Annotated in this window: 9 protein-coding genes, 1 tRNA gene, 3 rRNA genes and 2 pseudogenes; 12 read left to right on the forward strand and 3 right to left on the reverse strand. The window is 66.2% G+C overall.

The window, feature by feature from the left end; genetic code table 11:
* Nucleotides 1–130 precede the first annotated feature (130 nt).
* The 4 genes and pseudogenes from ACQEV8_RS32195 (at nucleotide 131) to ACQEV8_RS32210 (ending at nucleotide 4,972) form a co-directional block, all read left to right on the forward strand.
* Nucleotides 131–2,347 carry a polyribonucleotide nucleotidyltransferase gene (locus tag ACQEV8_RS32195; RefSeq protein WP_432967157.1) on the forward strand — a complete coding sequence of 739 codons (2,217 nt, stop codon included), beginning with the start codon at nucleotides 131–133 and terminating at the stop codon, nucleotides 2,345–2,347.
* Nucleotides 2,344–3,723, forward strand: a complete 1,380-nt coding sequence (locus tag ACQEV8_RS32200) for a M16 family metallopeptidase (RefSeq protein WP_432967159.1) — start codon at nucleotides 2,344–2,346, stop codon at nucleotides 3,721–3,723. The genes ACQEV8_RS32195 and ACQEV8_RS32200 overlap by 4 nt, the downstream gene beginning before the upstream one ends.
* A gap of 28 nt (nucleotides 3,724–3,751) precedes the next feature.
* Nucleotides 3,752–4,503, forward strand: a pseudogene (gene dapB / locus ACQEV8_RS32205) (4-hydroxy-tetrahydrodipicolinate reductase).
* Nucleotides 4,504–4,516: 13 nt separating this feature from the next.
* Nucleotides 4,517–4,972, forward strand: a complete 456-nt coding sequence (locus tag ACQEV8_RS32210) for a hypothetical protein (protein ID WP_399023086.1) — start codon at nucleotides 4,517–4,519, stop codon at nucleotides 4,970–4,972.
* Between the two features lie 69 nt (nucleotides 4,973–5,041).
* Here the strand turns inward: ACQEV8_RS32210 and ACQEV8_RS32215 are convergent, their stop codons facing one another.
* Nucleotides 5,042–5,596, reverse strand: coding sequence for a hypothetical protein (locus ACQEV8_RS32215; protein WP_432967161.1), 555 nt, complete (start codon nucleotides 5,594–5,596; stop codon nucleotides 5,042–5,044).
* Between the two features lie 112 nt (nucleotides 5,597–5,708).
* On the reverse strand, nucleotides 5,709–5,948 hold the full coding sequence (locus ACQEV8_RS32220) for a hypothetical protein (protein ID WP_432967163.1): 240 nt from the start codon (nucleotides 5,946–5,948) through the stop codon (nucleotides 5,709–5,711).
* Between the two features lie 175 nt (nucleotides 5,949–6,123).
* On the opposite strand from ACQEV8_RS32220, the gene thyX reads away from it, so the two are divergent.
* The 8 genes from thyX (at nucleotide 6,124) to ACQEV8_RS32260 (ending at nucleotide 16,413) form a co-directional block, all read left to right on the forward strand.
* Nucleotides 6,124–6,864, forward strand: a complete 741-nt coding sequence (gene thyX, locus ACQEV8_RS32225) for an FAD-dependent thymidylate synthase (protein ID WP_215118190.1) — start codon at nucleotides 6,124–6,126, stop codon at nucleotides 6,862–6,864.
* A 211-nt stretch (nucleotides 6,865–7,075) separates the two neighbouring features.
* Nucleotides 7,076–7,975, forward strand: coding sequence for a 4-hydroxy-tetrahydrodipicolinate synthase (gene dapA / locus ACQEV8_RS32230; RefSeq protein WP_432967166.1), 900 nt, complete (start codon nucleotides 7,076–7,078; stop codon nucleotides 7,973–7,975).
* A 155-nt stretch (nucleotides 7,976–8,130) separates the two neighbouring features.
* The gene (locus ACQEV8_RS32235) at nucleotides 8,131–9,816 is read left to right on the forward strand and encodes a ribonuclease J (protein WP_432967168.1); all 1,686 of its coding nucleotides are present in this window, start codon (nucleotides 8,131–8,133) and stop codon (nucleotides 9,814–9,816) included.
* A 505-nt stretch (nucleotides 9,817–10,321) separates the two neighbouring features.
* Nucleotides 10,322–11,849: ribosomal RNA gene (locus ACQEV8_RS32240) — 16S ribosomal RNA — on the forward strand.
* Nucleotides 11,850–12,158: 309 nt separating this feature from the next.
* Nucleotides 12,159–15,279: ribosomal RNA gene (locus ACQEV8_RS32245) — 23S ribosomal RNA — on the forward strand.
* Nucleotides 15,280–15,371: 92 nt separating this feature from the next.
* A 5S ribosomal RNA gene (gene rrf / locus ACQEV8_RS32250) occupies nucleotides 15,372–15,488 on the forward strand.
* Together the 16S, 23S and 5S rRNA genes form the textbook arrangement of a ribosomal RNA operon.
* A gap of 114 nt (nucleotides 15,489–15,602) precedes the next feature.
* Nucleotides 15,603–16,265, forward strand: a complete 663-nt coding sequence (locus ACQEV8_RS32255; protein WP_432973153.1) for a DegT/DnrJ/EryC1/StrS family aminotransferase — start codon at nucleotides 15,603–15,605, stop codon at nucleotides 16,263–16,265.
* Nucleotides 16,266–16,337: 72 nt separating this feature from the next.
* Nucleotides 16,338–16,413 (forward strand) — tRNA-Thr (locus ACQEV8_RS32260).
* Between the two features lie 42 nt (nucleotides 16,414–16,455).
* Here ACQEV8_RS32260 and ACQEV8_RS32265 read toward each other — a convergent pair.
* Nucleotides 16,456–19,208: pseudogene (locus tag ACQEV8_RS32265) on the reverse strand (SpoIIE family protein phosphatase).
* Nucleotides 19,209–19,217: the final 9 nt, after the last annotated feature.

The following is a 19,217-nucleotide window of genomic DNA, read 5'->3' on the forward strand; positions in this document are numbered from 1 at the left end:
GGTAGTGGCCCCCGGGGAATGCGAGCCCCGAGGGCTTCGATCGAAGACCGGCCCGCACAGCACGGCGCGCTCTCCGCAACCGTCTCCCTGCCACACGGGCAGCGGAGACGAGGACGAGGAGATATCGCTAGTGGAGAACGAGACCCACTACGCCGAGGCCGTCATCGACAATGGCGCCTTCGGCACCCGCACCATCCGCTTCGAGACGGGCCGCCTGGCCAAGCAGGCCGCCGGCTCCGCCGTGGCGTACCTGGACGACGACACCATGGTGCTGTCGGCCACCACCGCCTCCAAGAACCCCAAGGACCAGCTCGACTTCTTCCCGCTCACGGTGGACGTCGAGGAGCGGATGTACGCCGCCGGCAAGATCCCCGGCAGCTTCTTCCGCCGTGAGGGCCGTCCCTCCGAGGACGCCATCCTCACCTGCCGGCTGATCGACCGCCCGCTGCGCCCGTCCTTCAAGAAGGGCCTGCGCAACGAGATCCAGGTCGTCGCCACGATCATGGCGCTCAACCCCGACCACCTGTACGACGTCGTGGCGATCAACGCCGCCTCCGCGTCCACGCAGCTGGCCGGCCTGCCCTTCTCCGGCCCGATCGGTGGCGTCCGCGTCGCTCTGATCAACGGCCAGTGGGTGGCCTTCCCGACGCACTCCGAGCTCGAGGACGCAGTCTTCGACATGGTCGTCGCGGGCCGCACCCTGGAGGACGGCGACGTCGCGATCATGATGGTCGAGGCCGAGGCCACCGAGAAGACCATCAAGCTGGTCGAGGGCGGCTCCGAGGCGCCGACCGAGGAGGTCGTCGCCGCCGGTCTGGACGCAGCGAAGCCCTTCATCAAGGTGCTCTGCAAGGCCCAGTCGGACCTCGCCGCCAAGGCCGCCAAGCCGACCGGCGAGTTCCCGATCTTCCTGGACTACCAGGACGACGTCCTCGAGGCCCTCACCGCCGCCGTCAAGCCGGAGCTCGCCTCCGCGCTGACCATCGCCGGCAAGCAGGAGCGCGAGTCCGAGCTGGACCGCGTCAAGGCGCTCGCCGCCGAGAAGCTCCTGCCGGAGTTCGAGGGCCGCGAGAAGGAGATCTCCGCCGCGTACCGCTCGCTCACCAAGCAGCTGGTCCGCGAGCGCGTGATCAAGGAGAAGAAGCGCATCGACGGCCGCGGTGTCACCGACATCCGCACGCTGGCCGCCGAGGTCGAGGCCATCCCGCGCGTGCACGGTTCCGCCGTGTTCGAGCGTGGCGAGACCCAGATCCTGGGCGTCACGACCCTGAACATGCTCCGTATGGAGCAGCAGCTGGACACCCTCTCCCCGGTGACCCGCAAGCGCTACATGCACAACTACAACTTCCCGCCGTACTCCGTCGGCGAGACCGGCCGCGTCGGCTCCCCGAAGCGCCGCGAGATCGGCCACGGCGCTCTCGCCGAGCGCGCCATCGTGCCGGTCCTGCCGACGCGCGAGGAGTTCCCCTACGCGATCCGTCAGGTGTCCGAGGCGCTGAGCTCGAACGGCTCGACGTCCATGGGCTCGGTCTGCGCCTCCACCATGTCGCTGCTGAACGCCGGTGTGCCCCTCAAGGCTCCCGTCGCCGGTATCGCCATGGGCCTGATCTCCCAGGAGATCAACGGCGAGACCCACTACGTCGCCCTCACCGACATCCTCGGTGCGGAGGACGCCTTCGGCGACATGGACTTCAAGGTCGCCGGCACCAAGGAGTTCGTGACCGCCCTCCAGCTCGACACCAAGCTGGACGGCATCCCGGCCTCCGTCCTGGCCGCCGCCCTCAAGCAGGCCCGTGATGCCCGCCTCCACATCCTCGACGTGATGATGGAAGCGATCGACACGCCGGACGAGATGTCCCCGAACGCCCCGCGGATCATCACCGTCAAGATCCCCGTGGACAAGATCGGCGAGGTCATCGGCCCCAAGGGCAAGATGATCAACCAGATCCAGGAGGACACCGGCGCCGACATCACGATCGAGGACGACGGCACGATCTACATCGGCGCGGTCGACGGACCGTCCGCCGAGGCCGCCCGCACCACGATCAACGGCATCGCCAACCCGACGATGCCGGAGGTCGGCGAGCGCTACCTGGGCACGGTCGTGAAGACGACCACCTTCGGCGCGTTCGTGTCGCTGCTGCCGGGCAAGGACGGTCTGCTGCACATCTCGCAGATCCGCAAGCTCGCCGGCGGCAAGCGCGTGGAGAACGTCGAGGACGTCCTCGGCGTGGGCCACAAGGTCCAGGTCGAGATCGCCGAGATCGACTCCCGCGGCAAGCTGTCCCTCATCCCCGTGATCGAGGGCGAAGAAGACGCAGAGACGAAGGACGACACCGACAAGTGACGTCGAGCAGCTCGACGGCGACGGCCCGCACCTCCTCGGAGGCGCGGGCCGTCGCCCGTACCCAAACCCTGATCAAGGGCGCCAACGGCATCGGCACGGTCCGCAAGACCACCCTCCCGGGCGGCCTGCGCATCGTCACCGAGACCCTGCCCTCGGTCCGCTCCGCGACCTTCGGCATCTGGGCGCACGTCGGCTCCCGCGACGAGACCCCGGCCCTGAACGGCGCCACGCACTATCTGGAGCACCTGCTCTTCAAGGGCACCGACCGCAGGTCCGCCCTGGACATCTCCGCCGCGATCGACGCGGTAGGCGGCGAGATGAACGCGTTCACGGCGAAGGAGTACACGTGCTACTACGCGCGTGTCCTCGACACCGACCTGCCGCTCGCCATCGACGTCGTCTGCGACATGCTGACGGGCTCCCGCATCCTCGAGGAGGACGTCGACGTCGAGCGGGGCGCGATCCTCGAAGAGATCGCCATGACCGAGGACGACCCGGGCGACTGCGTGCACGACCTGTTCGCGCACACGATGTTCGGCGACAACCCGCTCGGCCGCCCGGTCCTCGGCACGGTCGACACGGTCAACGCCCTCACCGCCGACCGCATCCGCCGCTTCTACAAGAAGCACTACGACCCGACCCACCTCGTGGTCGCCTGTGCGGGCAACGTCGACCACGCCAAGGTCGTACGGCAGGTCCGCACCGCCTTCGAGAGGGCCGGTGCCTTCAGGAACCAGGGCGCCGAGCCCGTCGCCCCGCGCAGCGGCCGCCGGGCCCTGCGTACCGCCGGACGCCTGGAGCTGATCGACCGCAAGACCGAGCAGGCGCACGTCGTGCTCGGCATGCCCGGCCTGTCCCGCACGGACGAGCGGCGCTGGGCCCTGGGCGTGCTCAACACCGCGCTCGGCGGCGGCATGTCCTCCCGCCTCTTCCAGGAGGTGCGAGAGAAGCGCGGCCTCGCCTACAGCGTGTACTCGTACACCTCCGGCTTCGCCGACTGCGGCCTCTTCGGCGTCTACGCCGGCTGCCGCCCCTCCCAGGTGCACGACGTGCTGAAGATCTGCCGCGACGAACTCGACCAGGTCGCCGAGCACGGTCTCTCCGACGACGAGATCGGGCGCGCCATCGGCCAGCTCCAGGGCTCCACCGTCCTAGGCCTCGAGGACACCGGCGCGCTGATGAACCGTATCGGCAAGAGCGAGCTGTGCTGGGGCGAGCAGATGTCCGTCGACGACATGCTGGCCCGGATAACGTCGGTCACCCCGGACGACGTCCGCTCGGTCGCCCGCGAGATCCTGGGACGGCGGCCTTCCCTGTCGGTCATCGGCCCGCTGAAGGACAAACAGGCGGCCCGCCTGCACGACGCTGTCGCCTGACGAACCCCTGGTGAAGGAAGCACAAGAGATGAGCAAGCTGCGCGTGGCGGTCCTCGGCGCCAAGGGCCGGATCGGCTCGGAAGCCGTTCGAGCCGTCGAGGCCGCCGAGGACATGGAACTGGTCGCCGCCCTGAGCCGGGGCGACAATCTGGAGACGCTGGCCGAGACCGGCGCCCAGGTCGTGGTCGAACTGACCACACCCGACTCGGTCATGGCCAACCTCGACTACTGCGTGAGCCACGGCATCCACGCGGTCGTCGGCACCACCGGCTGGACCGACGAGCGCCTCGCGCAGCTGAACGGCTGGCTGGCGAAGTCCCCGGAGACCGGCGTGCTCATCGCGCCGAACTTCTCCATCGGCGCCGTCCTGACCATGAAGTTCGCGCAGCTCGCCGCCCCGTACTTCGAGTCCGTCGAGGTCGTCGAGCTGCACCACCCGAACAAGGTGGACGCCCCTCCGGCACCGCCACGCGCACCGCCCAGCTCATCGCCGAGGCCCGCCGGACCGCCGGCACCGCCCCGGCCCCCGACGCCACGACCACCGCCCTGGACGGCGCCCGCGGTGCCGACGTCGACGGTGTCCCGGTGCACGCCGTCCGGCTGCGCGGACTGCTGGCCCACCAGGAGGTCCTGCTCGGCGCCGAGGGCGAGACTCTGACGGTCCGGCACGACTCGCTCCACCACAGCAGCTTCATGCCGGGCATCCTGCTCGGCGCCCGCCGCGTGGGGAGCGTTCCCGGCCTGACCTTCGGCCTGGAACACTTCCTGGACCTGAGCTGAGCCCCTGACCGTCATGCGCGCGAAGCTCACCTACGCCCTCACGGCCGCCGTCCTGGTCGTCTACTTCGTCCTGGTCGGCAGCCGCGGCGTCCTGCTCATCGAGACCGGTACGCCCCTCACCGTGACCTTCGGCGTCGCGGTGCTGATCCTGCCGGTCATCGGCCTGTGGTTCCTCTGGAAGAACACGCAGTTCGTCCGCAGGGCCAACCAGCTCGCCGCGGAACTCGACGCCGAGGGCGGCCTGCCCGTCGACGAACTGAAGCGCACTCCCAGCGGGCGCATCGACCGGGACTCGGCCGACGAGGTCTTCGCCCGGCGCAAGGCCGAGACGGAGGCCGCACCGGGCGACTGGCGCACCTGGTTCCGCCTGGCCGTCGCCTACCACGACGCCCGCGACACCCCGCGTGCCCGCAAGGCGATGCAACGTGCGATCGCCCTGCACGACGGCAAGCAGCCCGAGGCCGCCTGAGACGCACCCGCACATGCCTGAGGGGCCGGACCGCGTACGGTCCGGCCCCTCAGGCATGTCACCGGGACGTCAGCGAAGGCCGTACTCGTGGGCCCACGCCTCCACCGCGTCGGCCGCCCGCTCGAAGGCCTCCGCCCGGCCCAGGAAGTCCGCGTTGTGCGTCGTCAGCAGCGGGGGCACACCGTCCGCGGCCTGCCCCCGCCGGACGAGCAGCAGCGCCTGGCCCTGCAAGGTCCGGGGGAGCCCCAGCCAGCGCACCGGCTGCTGCACCGTGCGTACCGAGACGACCTGCTCCCAGGGCGCCGTACGCGTCGTGAGGAAACCCACGTGCCGCAGCCCGCGCGCGCTCACCCACACGCCCATGCGCAGCAACCGCATGGCCCCGGCGATGACGAGCAGCGCGAGAGCGAAGACCAGCCCGGCCGAGGCCGGTTCGGCCGTCGCCGCGATGATGACCGCGGCGAACAGCACGAACGAGGCGAGCAGCAGCGCCAGCGCCGCCGCCCCCACTCGCCACGGCCCGGGGCGGTACGGCCGCCGCCAGGTGTCACGGTCTTCGTGCGGCAGCGGAACGTCGTCCGCCGCGTCGAAAACGCGGTCGGCCGTCAGGAAGGGCAGGGGCACGGCTGGTCCTCACTCGATCCATGCGTGGGCTGTGCCCGGTGAGGCTACCGATCTGATTCCGCGGTCACCACCGGCAGGGGGCCGGATGGAGTCACCGCCGGCCCGCGGTCGCTCAGTGGTTCTGGGACGCCTGCGACTGCTGCGGATGCGACTCCGGGCGATCGACCGTCAGCGCGGGTGTCCCGATGACCAGGGAACCCACGAGCCCCGCCACGATGGTCAGCCCCATCAGCCAGCGGCCGGCCTGCTGGCTGACCGACAGCCGCTCACGCGGTGGGGGAGTGATATTGCTGCGGAACCTGTCGGCCTCGGCGACGAAGGCAAACGGTACGGGTTCACGCCGACCGAACATCAGGGGTGCTTCTCCTTCGGAGTGGAACGGATCACTTTCATCAGTAGAGACGAAAGAACTCCCTCAGAGGTGCCCTGTTTCACCGACTTCATTGCGGCACGCCACCGATCGCTCTGATTTCGACGGGCCGTAGAGTGACGTCGCCACACGACGAGATGGGAAGGCCCTGCCAACCGTGACCGACACCCCCGCCGACGACCCCAAGCCCAGCTACCGCAGCGACGTCACCGTCGAGCTGGTCAAGCACACCGCGTCCGACGCGGACGTCCTCTTCGCCGCCCGCGTCTCGACCCTCGGCGAGCAGTCCCTGGAGGAGCTGGGCAAGGACCCCGAGCGTTCCAAAGGCCTGATCAACTACCTGATGCGGGACCGGCACGGCAGCCCCTTCGAGCACAACTCGATGACCTTCCTCATCAGCGCCCCGATCTTCGTCTTCCGCGAGTTCATGCGGCACCGCGTCGGCTGGTCGTACAACGAGGAGTCGGGCCGGTACCGGGAGCTCCAGTCGGTCTTCTACGTCCCCGACGAGTCCCGCAAGCTGGTCCAGGAAGGCCGTCCCGGCAAGTACGTCTTCGTCGAGGGCACCCAGGCCCAGCAGGAGCTGGTCGGCCGTGTGATGGAGGACTCCTACCGGCAGGCGTACGAGGCCTACCAGGAGATGCTGGCCGCCGGCGTCGCCCGCGAGGTCGCCCGCGCGGTCCTCCCGGTCGGCCTGTACTCCTCGATGTACGCCACCTGCAACGCCCGCTCGCTGATGCACTTCCTCGGCCTGCGCACCCAGCACGAGCTGGCCAAGGTCCCCTCCTTCCCGCAGCGCGAGATCGAGATGGTCGGCGAGAAGATGGAGGCCGAGTGGGCCCGGCTCATGCCGCTCACCTACGCCGCCTTCAACGCGAACGGACGCGTCGCGCCGTAAGACGGCCCGGCTCCCCGATCAGGCACAGATGTACGGTTCAGCCGTGCGAAGTGTCCGTATTGCGGCATTTCGAGAAGTTCACTTAGCCTGATCGAACGGGTCCGGCACTGCTTGAACCCCCGAGCAGGCAGTGCCGGGCTCCACCTTTGTCGCGACTTGTCGCCTGCCCCTAGGGCAGACCCGGTCCTGAGCAACGAGTAGCGTGTAACCCATGGCTCCGACCTCCACTCCGCAGACCCCCTTCGGGCGGGTCCTCACCGCTATGGTCACGCCCTTCACGGCGGACGGCGCACTCGACCTCGACGGCGCGCAGCGGCTCGCCACCCACCTGGTGGACGCAGGCAACGACGGCCTGATCATCAACGGGACCACCGGCGAGTCCCCGACCACCAGCGACGCGGAGAAAACGGATCTCGTACGGGCGGTCCTGGAGGCCGTGGGCGACCGCGCCCACGTGGTGGCCGGCGTCGGCACCAACGACACCCACCACAGCATCCAGCTCGCCCGCGCGGCGGAGCGCACCGGCGCACACGGCCTGCTCATCGTGACGCCGTACTACAACAAGCCCCCGCAAGAGGGCCTCTACCGGCACTTCACAGCCATCGCCGACGCCGCCGGCCTGCCGGTCATGCTCTACGACATCCCCGGCCGCAGCGGCGTCCCGATCAACACCGAGACGCTCGTCCGCCTCGCCGAGCACCCGCGCATCGTCGCCAACAAGGACGCCAAGGGCGACCTCGGCCGCGCGAGCTGGGCCATCGCCACCTCAGGCCTCGCCTGGTACTCCGGCGACGACATGCTGAACCTCCCCCTCCTCTCCGTCGGCGCGGTCGGCTTCGTCTCCGTCGTCGGCCATGTGGTCACCCCCGAGCTGCGCGCCCTGGTCGAGGCGTACACCTCGGGCGACGTCCAGAAGGCCACCGAGATCCACCAGAAGCTGCTCCCCGTCTACACGGGCATGTTCCGTACCCAGGGCGTGATGACGACGAAGGCGGCGCTCACCCTGAAGGGCTTGCCCGCCGGGCCCCTGCGCGCCCCCATGGTCGAGTGCGCGCCCGAAGAGATCGAGCAACTCAAGATCGATCTTGCCGCCGGCGGGGTACAGCTCTGACACCAGACTTCGCGCGGACCCCCGCGCGCGTGCTTCACAACTGAATAAGCGGGCCACCGGTGCCCGCGCATCCCATACAGACAACTGCTTCTGCACGAACGTCACGCGCGCCACGTGCCCCACCGGTACGTGGCGTGCGTGGTGAGGAGAGTCTTTTGAGTCATCCGCATCCCGAACTCGGCTCGCCCCCGCCGCTCCCCGAAGGCGGCCTGCGCGTCACCCCGCTCGGCGGTCTCGGTGAGATCGGCCGCAACATGACGGTCTTCGAATACGGCGGCCGCCTGCTGATCGTCGACTGCGGAGTGCTCTTCCCCGAGGAGGAGCAGCCCGGAATCGACCTGATCCTGCCGGACTTCTCGTCCATCAGGGACCGCCTCGACGACATCGAGGGCATCGTCCTCACGCATGGCCACGAGGACCACATCGGCGCCGTCCCGTTCCTCCTGCGCGAGAAGCCGGACATCCCGCTGATCGGCTCGAAGCTGACCCTCGCCCTCATCGAGGCCAAGCTCCAGGAGCACCGCATCCGCCCGTACACCCTCGAGGTGGCGGAAGGACACCGCGAGCGCATCGGCCCCTTCGACTGCGAGTTCGTCGCGGTCAACCACTCCATCCCGGACGCGCTGGCCGTGGCCATCCGCACTCCGGCGGGCATGGTGGTCCACACCGGCGACTTCAAGATGGACCAGCTCCCGCTGGACAACCGTCTGACGGACCTGCACGCGTTCGCACGTCTGAGCGAGGAGGGGATCGACCTCCTCCTCTCCGACTCGACGAACGCCGAGGTCCCGGGGTTCGTCCCGCCCGAGCGGGACATCTCCAACGTCCTGCACCAGGTCTTCGGGAACGCCCGAAAGCGGATCATCGTGGCGAGCTTCGCCAGCCACATCCACCGCATCCAGCAGATCCTGGACGCGGCCAACGAGTACGGCCGCAGGGTCGCCTTCGTCGGCCGCTCGATGGTCCGCAACATGGGCATCGCGAGGGACCTGGGCTATCTGAAGGTCCCGCCGGGCCTGGTGGTCGACGTCAAGACGCTCGACGACCTTCCCGACCGCGAGGTCGTCCTGGTCTGCACGGGCTCCCAGGGCGAACCGATGGCGGCCCTGTCCCGCATGGCCAACCGCGACCACCAGATCCGCATCGTCAGCGGCGACACGGTGATCCTGGCGTCGTCCCTGATCCCCGGCAATGAGAACGCGGTCTACCGCGTCATCAACGGCCTCACCCGCTGGGGCGCCAACGTGGTCCACAAGGGCAACGCCAAGGTCCACGTCTCGGGCCACGCCTCGGCCGGCGAGCTGCTGTACTTCTACAACATCTGCCGCCCGAAGAACCTGATGCCGGTGCACGGCGAATGGCGCCACCTCCGGGCCAACGCCGAACTGGGCGCCTTGACCGGCGTCCCGCACGACCGCATCGTCATCGCCGAGGACGGAGTGGTCGTAGACCTCGTCGAAGGCAAGGCGAAGATCTCCGGCAAGGTCCAGGCGGGTTATGTCTACGTCGACGGCCTCTCGGTCGGCGACGTGGGCGAGCCGGCCCTCAAGGACCGCAAGATCCTTGGCGACGAGGGCATCATCTCGGTCTTCGTGGTCATCGACTCGTCCACCGGAAAGATCACCGGCGGCCCGCACATCCAGGCCCGCGGCTCCGGCATCGAGGACTCCGCCTTCGGCGACGTGGCACCCCGGATCACGGAGGTGCTCGAACGCTCCGCCCAGGACGGCGTGGTCGAACCCCACCAGCTCCAGCAGCTCGTTCGCCGCACGCTGGGCAAATGGGTCTCGGACAACTACCGGCGCCGGCCGATGATCCTGCCTGTGGTCGTCGAGGTCTGACGGACCGTCGGGCCCGACCAGGCGCCAACTCGGAGCGGGGCTCCTCGATTTGCATCGAGGAGCCCCGCTCCAGTAGGTTTACAACTCCTCCCGACGGGGCACCCGGCCAACTCAGCGCCGGGGATCATGCTTCGGCCGAGGGAGGGGAAATCCGACTCAGGAACTTCTGATAAAGTCGGAACCGCCGGAAAGGGAAACGCGGAAGCGGGAACCTGGAAAGCACCGAGGAAATCGGATCGGAAAGATCTGATAGAGTCGGAAACGCAAGATCGAAGGGAAGCGCCCGGAGGAAAGCCCGAGAGGGTGAGTACAAAGGAAGCAACCGTTCCTTGAGAACTCAACAGCGTGCCAAAAGTCAACGCCAGATATGTTGATACCCCGTCTCCGGCCGTCAGGCTGGGACGAGGTTCCTTTGAAAAAACACAGCGAGGACGCTGTGAACGGTCGGGCCTATTCCGCCTGACTGTTCCGCTCTCGTGCTGTGGCACCGGATTACCGGTACACATTCACGGAGAGTTTGATCCTGGCTCAGGACGAACGCTGGCGGCGTGCTTAACACATGCAAGTCGAACGATGAAGCCCTTCGGGGTGGATTAGTGGCGAACGGGTGAGTAACACGTGGGCAATCTGCCCTTCACTCTGGGACAAGCCCTGGAAACGGGGTCTAATACCGGATAACACTTCCACTCTCCTGAGTGGAGGTTAAAAGCTCCGGCGGTGAAGGATGAGCCCGCGGCCTATCAGCTTGTTGGTGAGGTAATGGCTCACCAAGGCGACGACGGGTAGCCGGCCTGAGAGGGCGACCGGCCACACTGGGACTGAGACACGGCCCAGACTCCTACGGGAGGCAGCAGTGGGGAATATTGCACAATGGGCGAAAGCCTGATGCAGCGACGCCGCGTGAGGGATGACGGCCTTCGGGTTGTAAACCTCTTTCAGCAGGGAAGAAGCGAAAGTGACGGTACCTGCAGAAGAAGCGCCGGCTAACTACGTGCCAGCAGCCGCGGTAATACGTAGGGCGCGAGCGTTGTCCGGAATTATTGGGCGTAAAGAGCTCGTAGGCGGCTTGTCACGTCGGTTGTGAAAGCCCGGGGCTTAACCCCGGGTCTGCAGTCGATACGGGCAGGCTAGAGTTCGGTAGGGGAGATCGGAATTCCTGGTGTAGCGGTGAAATGCGCAGATATCAGGAGGAACACCGGTGGCGAAGGCGGATCTCTGGGCCGATACTGACGCTGAGGAGCGAAAGCGTGGGGAGCGAACAGGATTAGATACCCTGGTAGTCCACGCCGTAAACGGTGGGCACTAGGTGTGGGCAACATTCCACGTTGTCCGTGCCGCAGCTAACGCATTAAGTGCCCCGCCTGGGGAGTACGGCCGCAAGGCTAAAACTCAAAGGAATTGACGGGGGCCCGCACAAGCGGCGGAGCATGTGGCTTAATTCGACGCAACGCGAAGAACCTTACCAAGGCTTGACATACACCGGAAACGTCTGGAGACAGGCGCCCCCTTGTGGTCGGTGTACAGGTGGTGCATGGCTGTCGTCAGCTCGTGTCGTGAGATGTTGGGTTAAGTCCCGCAACGAGCGCAACCCTTGTCCCGTGTTGCCAGCAAGCCCCTTCGGGGGTGTTGGGGACTCACGGGAGACCGCCGGGGTCAACTCGGAGGAAGGTGGGGACGACGTCAAGTCATCATGCCCCTTATGTCTTGGGCTGCACACGTGCTACAATGGCCGGTACAATGAGCTGCGATACCGCGAGGTGGAGCGAATCTCAAAAAGCCGGTCTCAGTTCGGATTGGGGTCTGCAACTCGACCCCATGAAGTCGGAGTCGCTAGTAATCGCAGATCAGCATTGCTGCGGTGAATACGTTCCCGGGCCTTGTACACACCGCCCGTCACGTCACGAAAGTCGGTAACACCCGAAGCCGGTGGCCCAACCCCTTGTGGGAGGGAGCTGTCGAAGGTGGGACTGGCGATTGGGACGAAGTCGTAACAAGGTAGCCGTACCGGAAGGTGCGGCTGGATCACCTCCTTTCTAAGGAGCACTTCTTACCGATCCCCTCCGGGGGTGAGGTCAGAGGCCAGTACATCAGCGAATGTCTGATGCTGGTTGCTCATGGGTGGAACGTTGACTATTCGGCACACTTGATCGTCTTCTCCTTCTAGTACTGCTCTTTGAGTGTGGAACGTTGAGGGGAGCGGGGAGTGTGTCGGGCACGCTGTTGGGTGTCTGAGGGAACGAATTTTTCCTCAGTCGCCGGCCCCAGTGCACTCACCTGGTAAGGGTGGGGTGATGGGTGGCTGGTCGTTGTTTGAGAACTGCACAGTGGACGCGAGCATCTGTGGCCAAGTTTTTAAGGGCGCACGGTGGATGCCTTGGCACCAGGAACCGATGAAGGACGTGGGAGGCCACGATAGTCCCCGGGGAGTCGTCAACCAGGCTTTGATCCGGGGGTTTCCGAATGGGGAAACCCGGCAGTCGTCATGGGCTGTCACCCTTGCCTGAACACATAGGGCAAGTGGAGGGAACGCGGGGAAGTGAAACATCTCAGTACCCGCAGGAAGAGAAAACAACCGTGATTCCGGGAGTAGTGGCGAGCGAAACCGGATGAGGCCAAACCGTATGCGTGTGAGACCCGGCAGGGGTTGCGTATACGGGGTTGTGGGATCTCTCTTTTACGGTCTGCCGGCCGTGAGACGAGTCAGAAACCGTTGATGTAGGCGAAGGACATGCGAAAGGTCCGGCGTAGAGGGTAAGACCCCCGTAGTCGAAACGTCAACGGCTCGTTTGAGAGACACCCAAGTAGCACGGGGCCCGAGAAATCCCGTGTGAATCTGGCGGGACCACCCGCTAAGCCTAAATATTCCCTGGTGACCGATAGCGGATAGTACCGTGAGGGAATGGTGAAAAGTACCGCGGGAGCGGAGTGAAATAGTACCTGAAACCGTGTGCCTACAAGCCGTGGGAGCGTCGGGCAAGCACTTGTGCTTGCCTCGTGACTGCGTGCCTTTTGAAGAATGAGCCTGCGAGTTTGCGGTGTGTTGCGAGGTTAACCCGGGTGGGGAAGCCGTAGCGAAAGCGAGTCCGAACAGGGCGTTTCAGTAGCACGCTCAAGACCCGAAGCGGAGTGATCTAGCCATGGGCAGGTTGAAGCGGAGGTAAGACTTCGTGGAGGACCGAACCCACCAGGGTTGAAAACCTGGGGGATGACCTGTGGTTAGGGGTGAAAGGCCAATCAAACTCCGTGATAGCTGGTTCTCCCCGAAATGCATTTAGGTGCAGCGTCGTGTGTTTCTTGCCGGAGGTAGAGCACTGGATAGGCGATGGGCCCTACCGGGTTACTGACCTTAGCCAAACTCCGAATGCCGGTAAGTGAGAGCGCGGCAGTGAGACTGTGGGGGATAAGCTCCATGGTCGAGAGGGAAACAGCCCAGAGCATCGACTAAGGCCCCTAAGCGTACGCTAAGTGGGAAAGGATGTGGAGTCGCAGAGACAACCAGGAGGTTGGCTTAGAAGCAGCCACCCTTGAAAGAGTGCGTAATAGCTCACTGGTCTAGTGATTCCGCGCCGACAATGTAGCGGGGCTCAAGCGTACCGCCGAAGTCGTGTCATTGCGATATATACCCCCAACGGGGATCGTGATGGGTAGGGGAGCGTCGTCTGCCGGGTGAAGCAGCCGCGTAAGCGAGTTGTGGACGGTTGACGAGTGAGAATGCAGGCATGAGTAGCGATTCACACGTGAGAAACGTGTGCGCCGATTGACTAAGGGTTCCTGGGTCAAGCTGATCTGCCCAGGGTAAGTCGGGACCTAAGGCGAGGCCGACAGGCGTAGTCGATGGATAACCGGTTGATATTCCGGTACCCGCTGTGAAGCGTCAAACATCGAGCATCGTGATGCTAAGGCCGTGAAGCCGTTCCGGACCCTTCGGGGAAAGGAAAGTGGTGGAGCCGCCGAACCAAGCGGTTAGTAGGTGAGTGATGGGGTGACGCAGGAAGGTAGTCCATCCCGGGCGGTGGTTGTCCCGGGGTAAGGGTGTAGGCCGTGGTCTAGGTAAATCCGGATCACTTGTGGCTGAGACCTGATGCCGAGCCGATTGTGGTGAAGTGGATGATCCTATGCTGTCGAGAAAAGCCTCTAGCGAGTTTCATGGCGGCCCGTACCCTAAACCGACTCAGGTGGTCAGGTAGAGAATACCGAGGCGTTCGGGTGAACTATGGTTAAGGAACTCGGCAAAATGCCCCCGTAACTTCGGGAGAAGGGGGGCCACATCCGGTGATCCGATTTACTCGGTGAGCTGGGGGTGGCCGCAGAGACCAGCGAGAAGCGACTGTTTACTAAAAACACAGGTCCGTGCGAAGCCGTAAGGCGATGTATACGGACTGACGCCTGCCCGGTGCTGGAACGTTAAGGGGACCGGTTAGTCAAGATTCGTCTTGGCGAAGCTGAGAACTTAAGCGCCAGTAAACGGCGGTGGTAACTATAACCATCCTAAGGTAGCGAAATTCCTTGTCGGGTAAGTTCCGACCTGCACGAATGGCGTAACGACTTCTCGACTGTCTCAACCATAGGCCCGGTGAAATTGCACTACGAGTAAAGATGCTCGTTTCGCGCAGCAGGACGGAAAGACCCCGGGACCTTTACTACAGTTTGATATTGGTGTTCGGTTCGGCTTGTGTAGGATAGCTGGGAGACTTTGAAACTCGCACGCCAGTGTGGGTGGAGTCGTCGTTGAAATACCAGTCTGGTCGTGCTGGATGTCTAACCTGGGTCCGTGATCCGGATCAGGGACAGTGTCTGATGGGTAGTTTAACTGGGGCGGTTGCCTCCTAAAGAGTAACGGAGGCGCCCAAAGGTTCCCTCAGCCTGGTTGGCAATCAGGTGTTGAGTGTAAGTGCACAAGGGAGCTTGACTGTGAGACCGACGGGTCGAGCAGGGACGAAAGTCGGGACTAGTGATCCGGCGGTGGCTTGTGGAAGCGCCGTCGCTCAACGGATAAAAGGTACCCCGGGGATAACAGGCTGATCTTCCCCAAGAGTCCATATCGACGGGATGGTTTGGCACCTCGATGTCGGCTCGTCGCATCCTGGGGCTGGAGTCGGTCCCAAGGGTTGGGCTGTTCGCCCATTAAAGCGGTACGCGAGCTGGGTTTAGAACGTCGTGAGACAGTTCGGTCCCTATCCGCTGTGCGCGTAGGAATATTGAGAAGGGCTGTCCCTAGTACGAGAGGACCGGGACGGACGAACCTCTGGTGTGCCAGTTGTTCTGCCAAGGGCATGGCTGGTTGGCTACGTTCGGGAGGGATAACCGCTGAAAGCATCTAAGCGGGAAGCCTGCTTCGAGATGAGTATTCCCACCTCCTTGAGAGGGTAAGGCTCCCAGTAGACGACTGGGTTGATAGGCCGGATATGGAAGCACGGTAACGTGTGGAGTTGACCGGTACTAATAGGCCGAGGGCTTGTCCTCAGTTGCTCGCGTCCACTGTGTTGGTTCTGAAACCACGAACAGCCCCATGCCAGGTGATGGTGTGGTGCGGCAGTTCAACAGTTTCATAGTGTTTCGGTGGTTTTAGCGTTAGGGAAACGCCCGGTTACATTCCGAACCCGGAAGCTAAGCCTTTCAGCGCCGATGGTACTGCAGGGGGGACCCTGTGGGAGAGTAGGTCGCCGCCGAACAATCATTCAAAGGGCCGGTCCCGTAACTTTGGTTACGGGACCGGCCCTTTTTTGTTCCGCGTCACTTGAAGTTCACGTTGCGCGCTCAGCATCCAAAGCATGGGTACTGCTGCAATGCTCAGGGCTGCCGGAGTCGGACTCGGTGACGAGGTCGTCGTGCCGGCCTTCGGGAACGTCGAGGTCGCCGAGGCCGTTGCCATGGCTGGGGCGATGCCGGTGTTCGCCGACATAGATCCTGTCACCTACTGCCTCGACGCCGTCGCTGTGGAAGCGGCGGTAACTCCGCGCACCGCGGCCGTGGTTGTCGTGCACCGCTTCGGACGGCTCGCCGACCTCGCGCGGTTGCACACGCTGGGAGCACGGCACGGACTGCTCGTGCTGGAGCAGGGAGAGTCCGAAGCGCCGTACGACGAGATAGCGCAGCGCAGGGAGCGTGCCGGCTATCTCGACGCGAAGCTGAGGGGCGTGCGGACGCCGGACGACGGTGACGGGCACACCTACCAGCAGTACGTCGTGCGGGTTCCGGGCAACGGGCGACCGGACCGGGACGCGTTCGCGCGGGCTGTGCGGGCCAAGGGAGTTGAATGCCGGGTGCCGGTGAAGACCCCGGTGCACAGGCTGCCCGAATTCCGTCGGTGTGTTTCTCTCCCGGAGACGGAGCGAGCTGCTGACGAGACGCTTGCGCTGCCCGTCGATGCGACGCTGACCAAGCGGGAAATGCAGCGGATCGTCTCCGCGTGCAACGCCCTCGGAGGGCTGCTGCAGCCCGCCTTCTGACGTGGTTGGGAGCACGGGTCTGTTCGGGGTATGATCTATTCCGTTGCCGCGCGGGAAACCGCAAGGCGACAGGCCCCTATAGCTCAGTCGGTAGAGCGTCTCCATGGTAAGGAGAAGGTCAGCGGTTCGATTCCGCTTGGGGGCTCCAGCAAAAAGGCCCCACCCTCACGGGTGGGGCCTTTCGCATGTCCTAGTCCTTGTGGAGGCCCGGGACGCGCATGGCCAGGATCGCCATGTCGTCCGACGGGGCGTCCGACGCGAAGCGTTCCACCGCGCGCATGATGCGGGCCGCTACCGCTCCGGCTGTCAGGCCCGTGCAGGTCGTGAGGACGTCGGCGAGACCGTCGTCGCCCAGCATGCGGGCGCCTTCGCGGCGTTCGGTGACGCCGTCCGTGACGCACAGGAGGACGTCGCCCGGGTCGAGGGTGACCGTCTGCTCGTACAGCTCCAGGTCCTCGATGACGCCGAGGAGCGGCTGGGGTTCGGCTGCCGGTTCGACCGAGCCGTCCTGGCGCAGGCGCAGCGGGAGCGGGTGTCCGGCGCAGACGACCTTCAGTTCCGCGCTGCCGTCCTCCTGGGGCCGCATCTCGCCGTAGAGGAGGGTGAGGAAGCGGCTGCGGGCGCCCTCGTCGAGGATCGCGGAGTTGAGGCGTTCCAGGACCGCCGGGCCGCTGAGGCCCTCGCGGGCCAGGAGGCGCAGGGCGTGGCGGGCCAGGCCGGTGACCGCCGCCGCGTTCGGGCCCGTACCGCAGACGTCGCCGATGGCGAAGCCGTAGGCGCCGTCGCGGATGGGGAAGACGTCGTAGAAGTCGCCGCCGACCTCGTTGCCCTCGCCGGCGGCGCGGTAGATGACCTCGACCTCGACGCCCGCGATCACGGGGAGCTCCGGGGGCAGGAGGCTGCGCTGGAGGGCCTGGCTGATCGCCGTGCGCTCCGAGTAGAGGCGGGCGTTGTCCAAGGCCAGGGCGGCGCGGCGGGAGAGGTCCTCGGCGAGTTCCAGGATTTCCTGGCGGAAGTGTTCGTCGGTCGGCTTGCCGAGGGTCAGCATGCCGATGACGCGGTTGCGGGCGACCAGGGGGAGGACGACCGTCTCGCCGCCGACGGCGGAGGCTGTGGCGAGGGTCGGGCCGATGCCGGTCGTGACCTGGTGGGTGGGTCCGCCGCTGAGGCCGAGGCTGCGCATGGAGGTGCGCAGCGCCGCCTGGTGGGCCACCTCTGCGGGGGCTGTCCAGACGCGGGCGCCGGGGGTGGGGACCGGGTCGGGCGGAGGGACCTTCGACAACAGGGACTTGATGCCGTCGATGAGTTCCTCGTCCTCGTGCAGGACGTACGAGAGGTACGGCTCGGAGGCCTGGTCGGCGATCGTGTAGACGGCGCACCAGGTAGCGAGGGTCGGGACCGTCATCTGGGCCATCAGGGCCAGGGTCTGGTCGCGGTCCAGGGTGCCGGCCAGCAGGTCGGACGCCTCGACCAGGAAGCTCAGGGAGCCTCGGCGCAGGCGTTCCAGTTCGCCCAGGCGGGCCGATTCGACGGCGAGCGCGATGCGGTCGGCGGCGAACTGGAGGCGCAGCGCCTCCTCGTTGCTGTATCTGCCGGGGGCTTCGGCGGCGACGCCGAGGGAGCCCGTGAGGCGGCCCTCCACCTTCAGGGGGACGGTGACGACCGAGCGCATGCCCGTGCTGTTCAGCAGGGGCACCGCGCCGGGGACCGCCGTCAGATCCTCGTGGACGGCCGGCATGCGGGCTGAGCCGTAGCGGCCGGGGCCCGCCTCGACGGGGACACGGGCGAAGCGCTGACGGGCGGAGGGCAGGCCCGTGGAGGCGCGCACCTCCAGTTCCGTCTCGTCGTCGGTCGCGAGCAGGAGGAAGGCCGAGTCGCCGTCGAGCATGTCGCGGGCGCGTTCCACCGTGCGCTGGAGGAGGCCGTCCAGGTCGTCCGGGGCGGGGGAGCCGATGAACACCTCGAAGGGGTCGGTGCTCTGGCCCTCGGAGGTGGTCGAGGTGTCGGAGGCGGGGACGCGCAGGGGCGTCTGCAGAACGGCCCTTTCGTGGTCCCTCACGAGGAGGCACACGGTTGACGGCTCGCCGCCGGTGTCACGGACGCGCAGGTGCGAGGCGTAGACCGGGGTGACGCGGCCGGTGGCGGCGCGGATGCCGTAGCTGCCCTCCCAGCGGGAGAGCTGGAGTGCCTCGGCGACGCCGGTGCTGGTGCCCGGGGTGTGCGGCCAGGCCGCGAGGTCGGTCAGGGGCTTGCCGGTGACCTGCTCGGCCGGGTAGCCGAAGAGTTCCTCGGCGTCCTCGCTCCAGGCGGTGATGTGGCCGACGCGGTCGATCTGGATGACGGCCACGCGGACCCGGCCGTCGGCGAGGGGGAGGAGGGCGGCGGGGAGGGCCGGTCCGGCCGCTCGGGTGCCCACCGCGCGTGCGGGCAGGTCGAGTTGGAACCAGACGGTCTTGTGCGTCGGGGTGTACTCGACGCCCCAGCGGCCGGCGAGGGCCGCGCAGAGCTGGAGGCCGCGGCCGCCTTCGCGGTCGGGGCTGCCCATGTTGATGGCCGTGGCCTGGAGCGGGATCTCCCGCTCGGGGTACCGGTCCGCCACCTCGATGCGCACGCCCTCGTCGCTGCGCAGGCACAGCAGGTCGGCGGAGGTGCCGGCGTGGACCACGGCGTTGGTCACCAGTTCGCTCGTGAGAACCACGGCGTCGTCGACGATGTCGGCGAAGCCCCAGCCCTGGAGGGTGTCGCGGACGAAGGAGCGGGCGCTCGCGACCGAGCGCCCGACGGGCTCGAAACTGGCGGCCGCGCGCGCGGTGATCACAGAACTCCTTGACCGGTTCTCGACGTGCTGGGCTGCGTGGCCGACCGGCTCGCGCCGCTGTTGCGGCAGGCTGCCCGTCGGCCGGGGGTCCGGGGGCTGTCCCCCGGGATCAGTCCGGTGGTCATGTGTGCGGC

It is taken from the genome of Streptomyces sp. CA-179760 (genome assembly GCF_050937045.1).
In the GTDB taxonomy this organism is placed as follows: Bacteria; Actinomycetota; Actinomycetes; order Streptomycetales; family Streptomycetaceae; genus Streptomyces.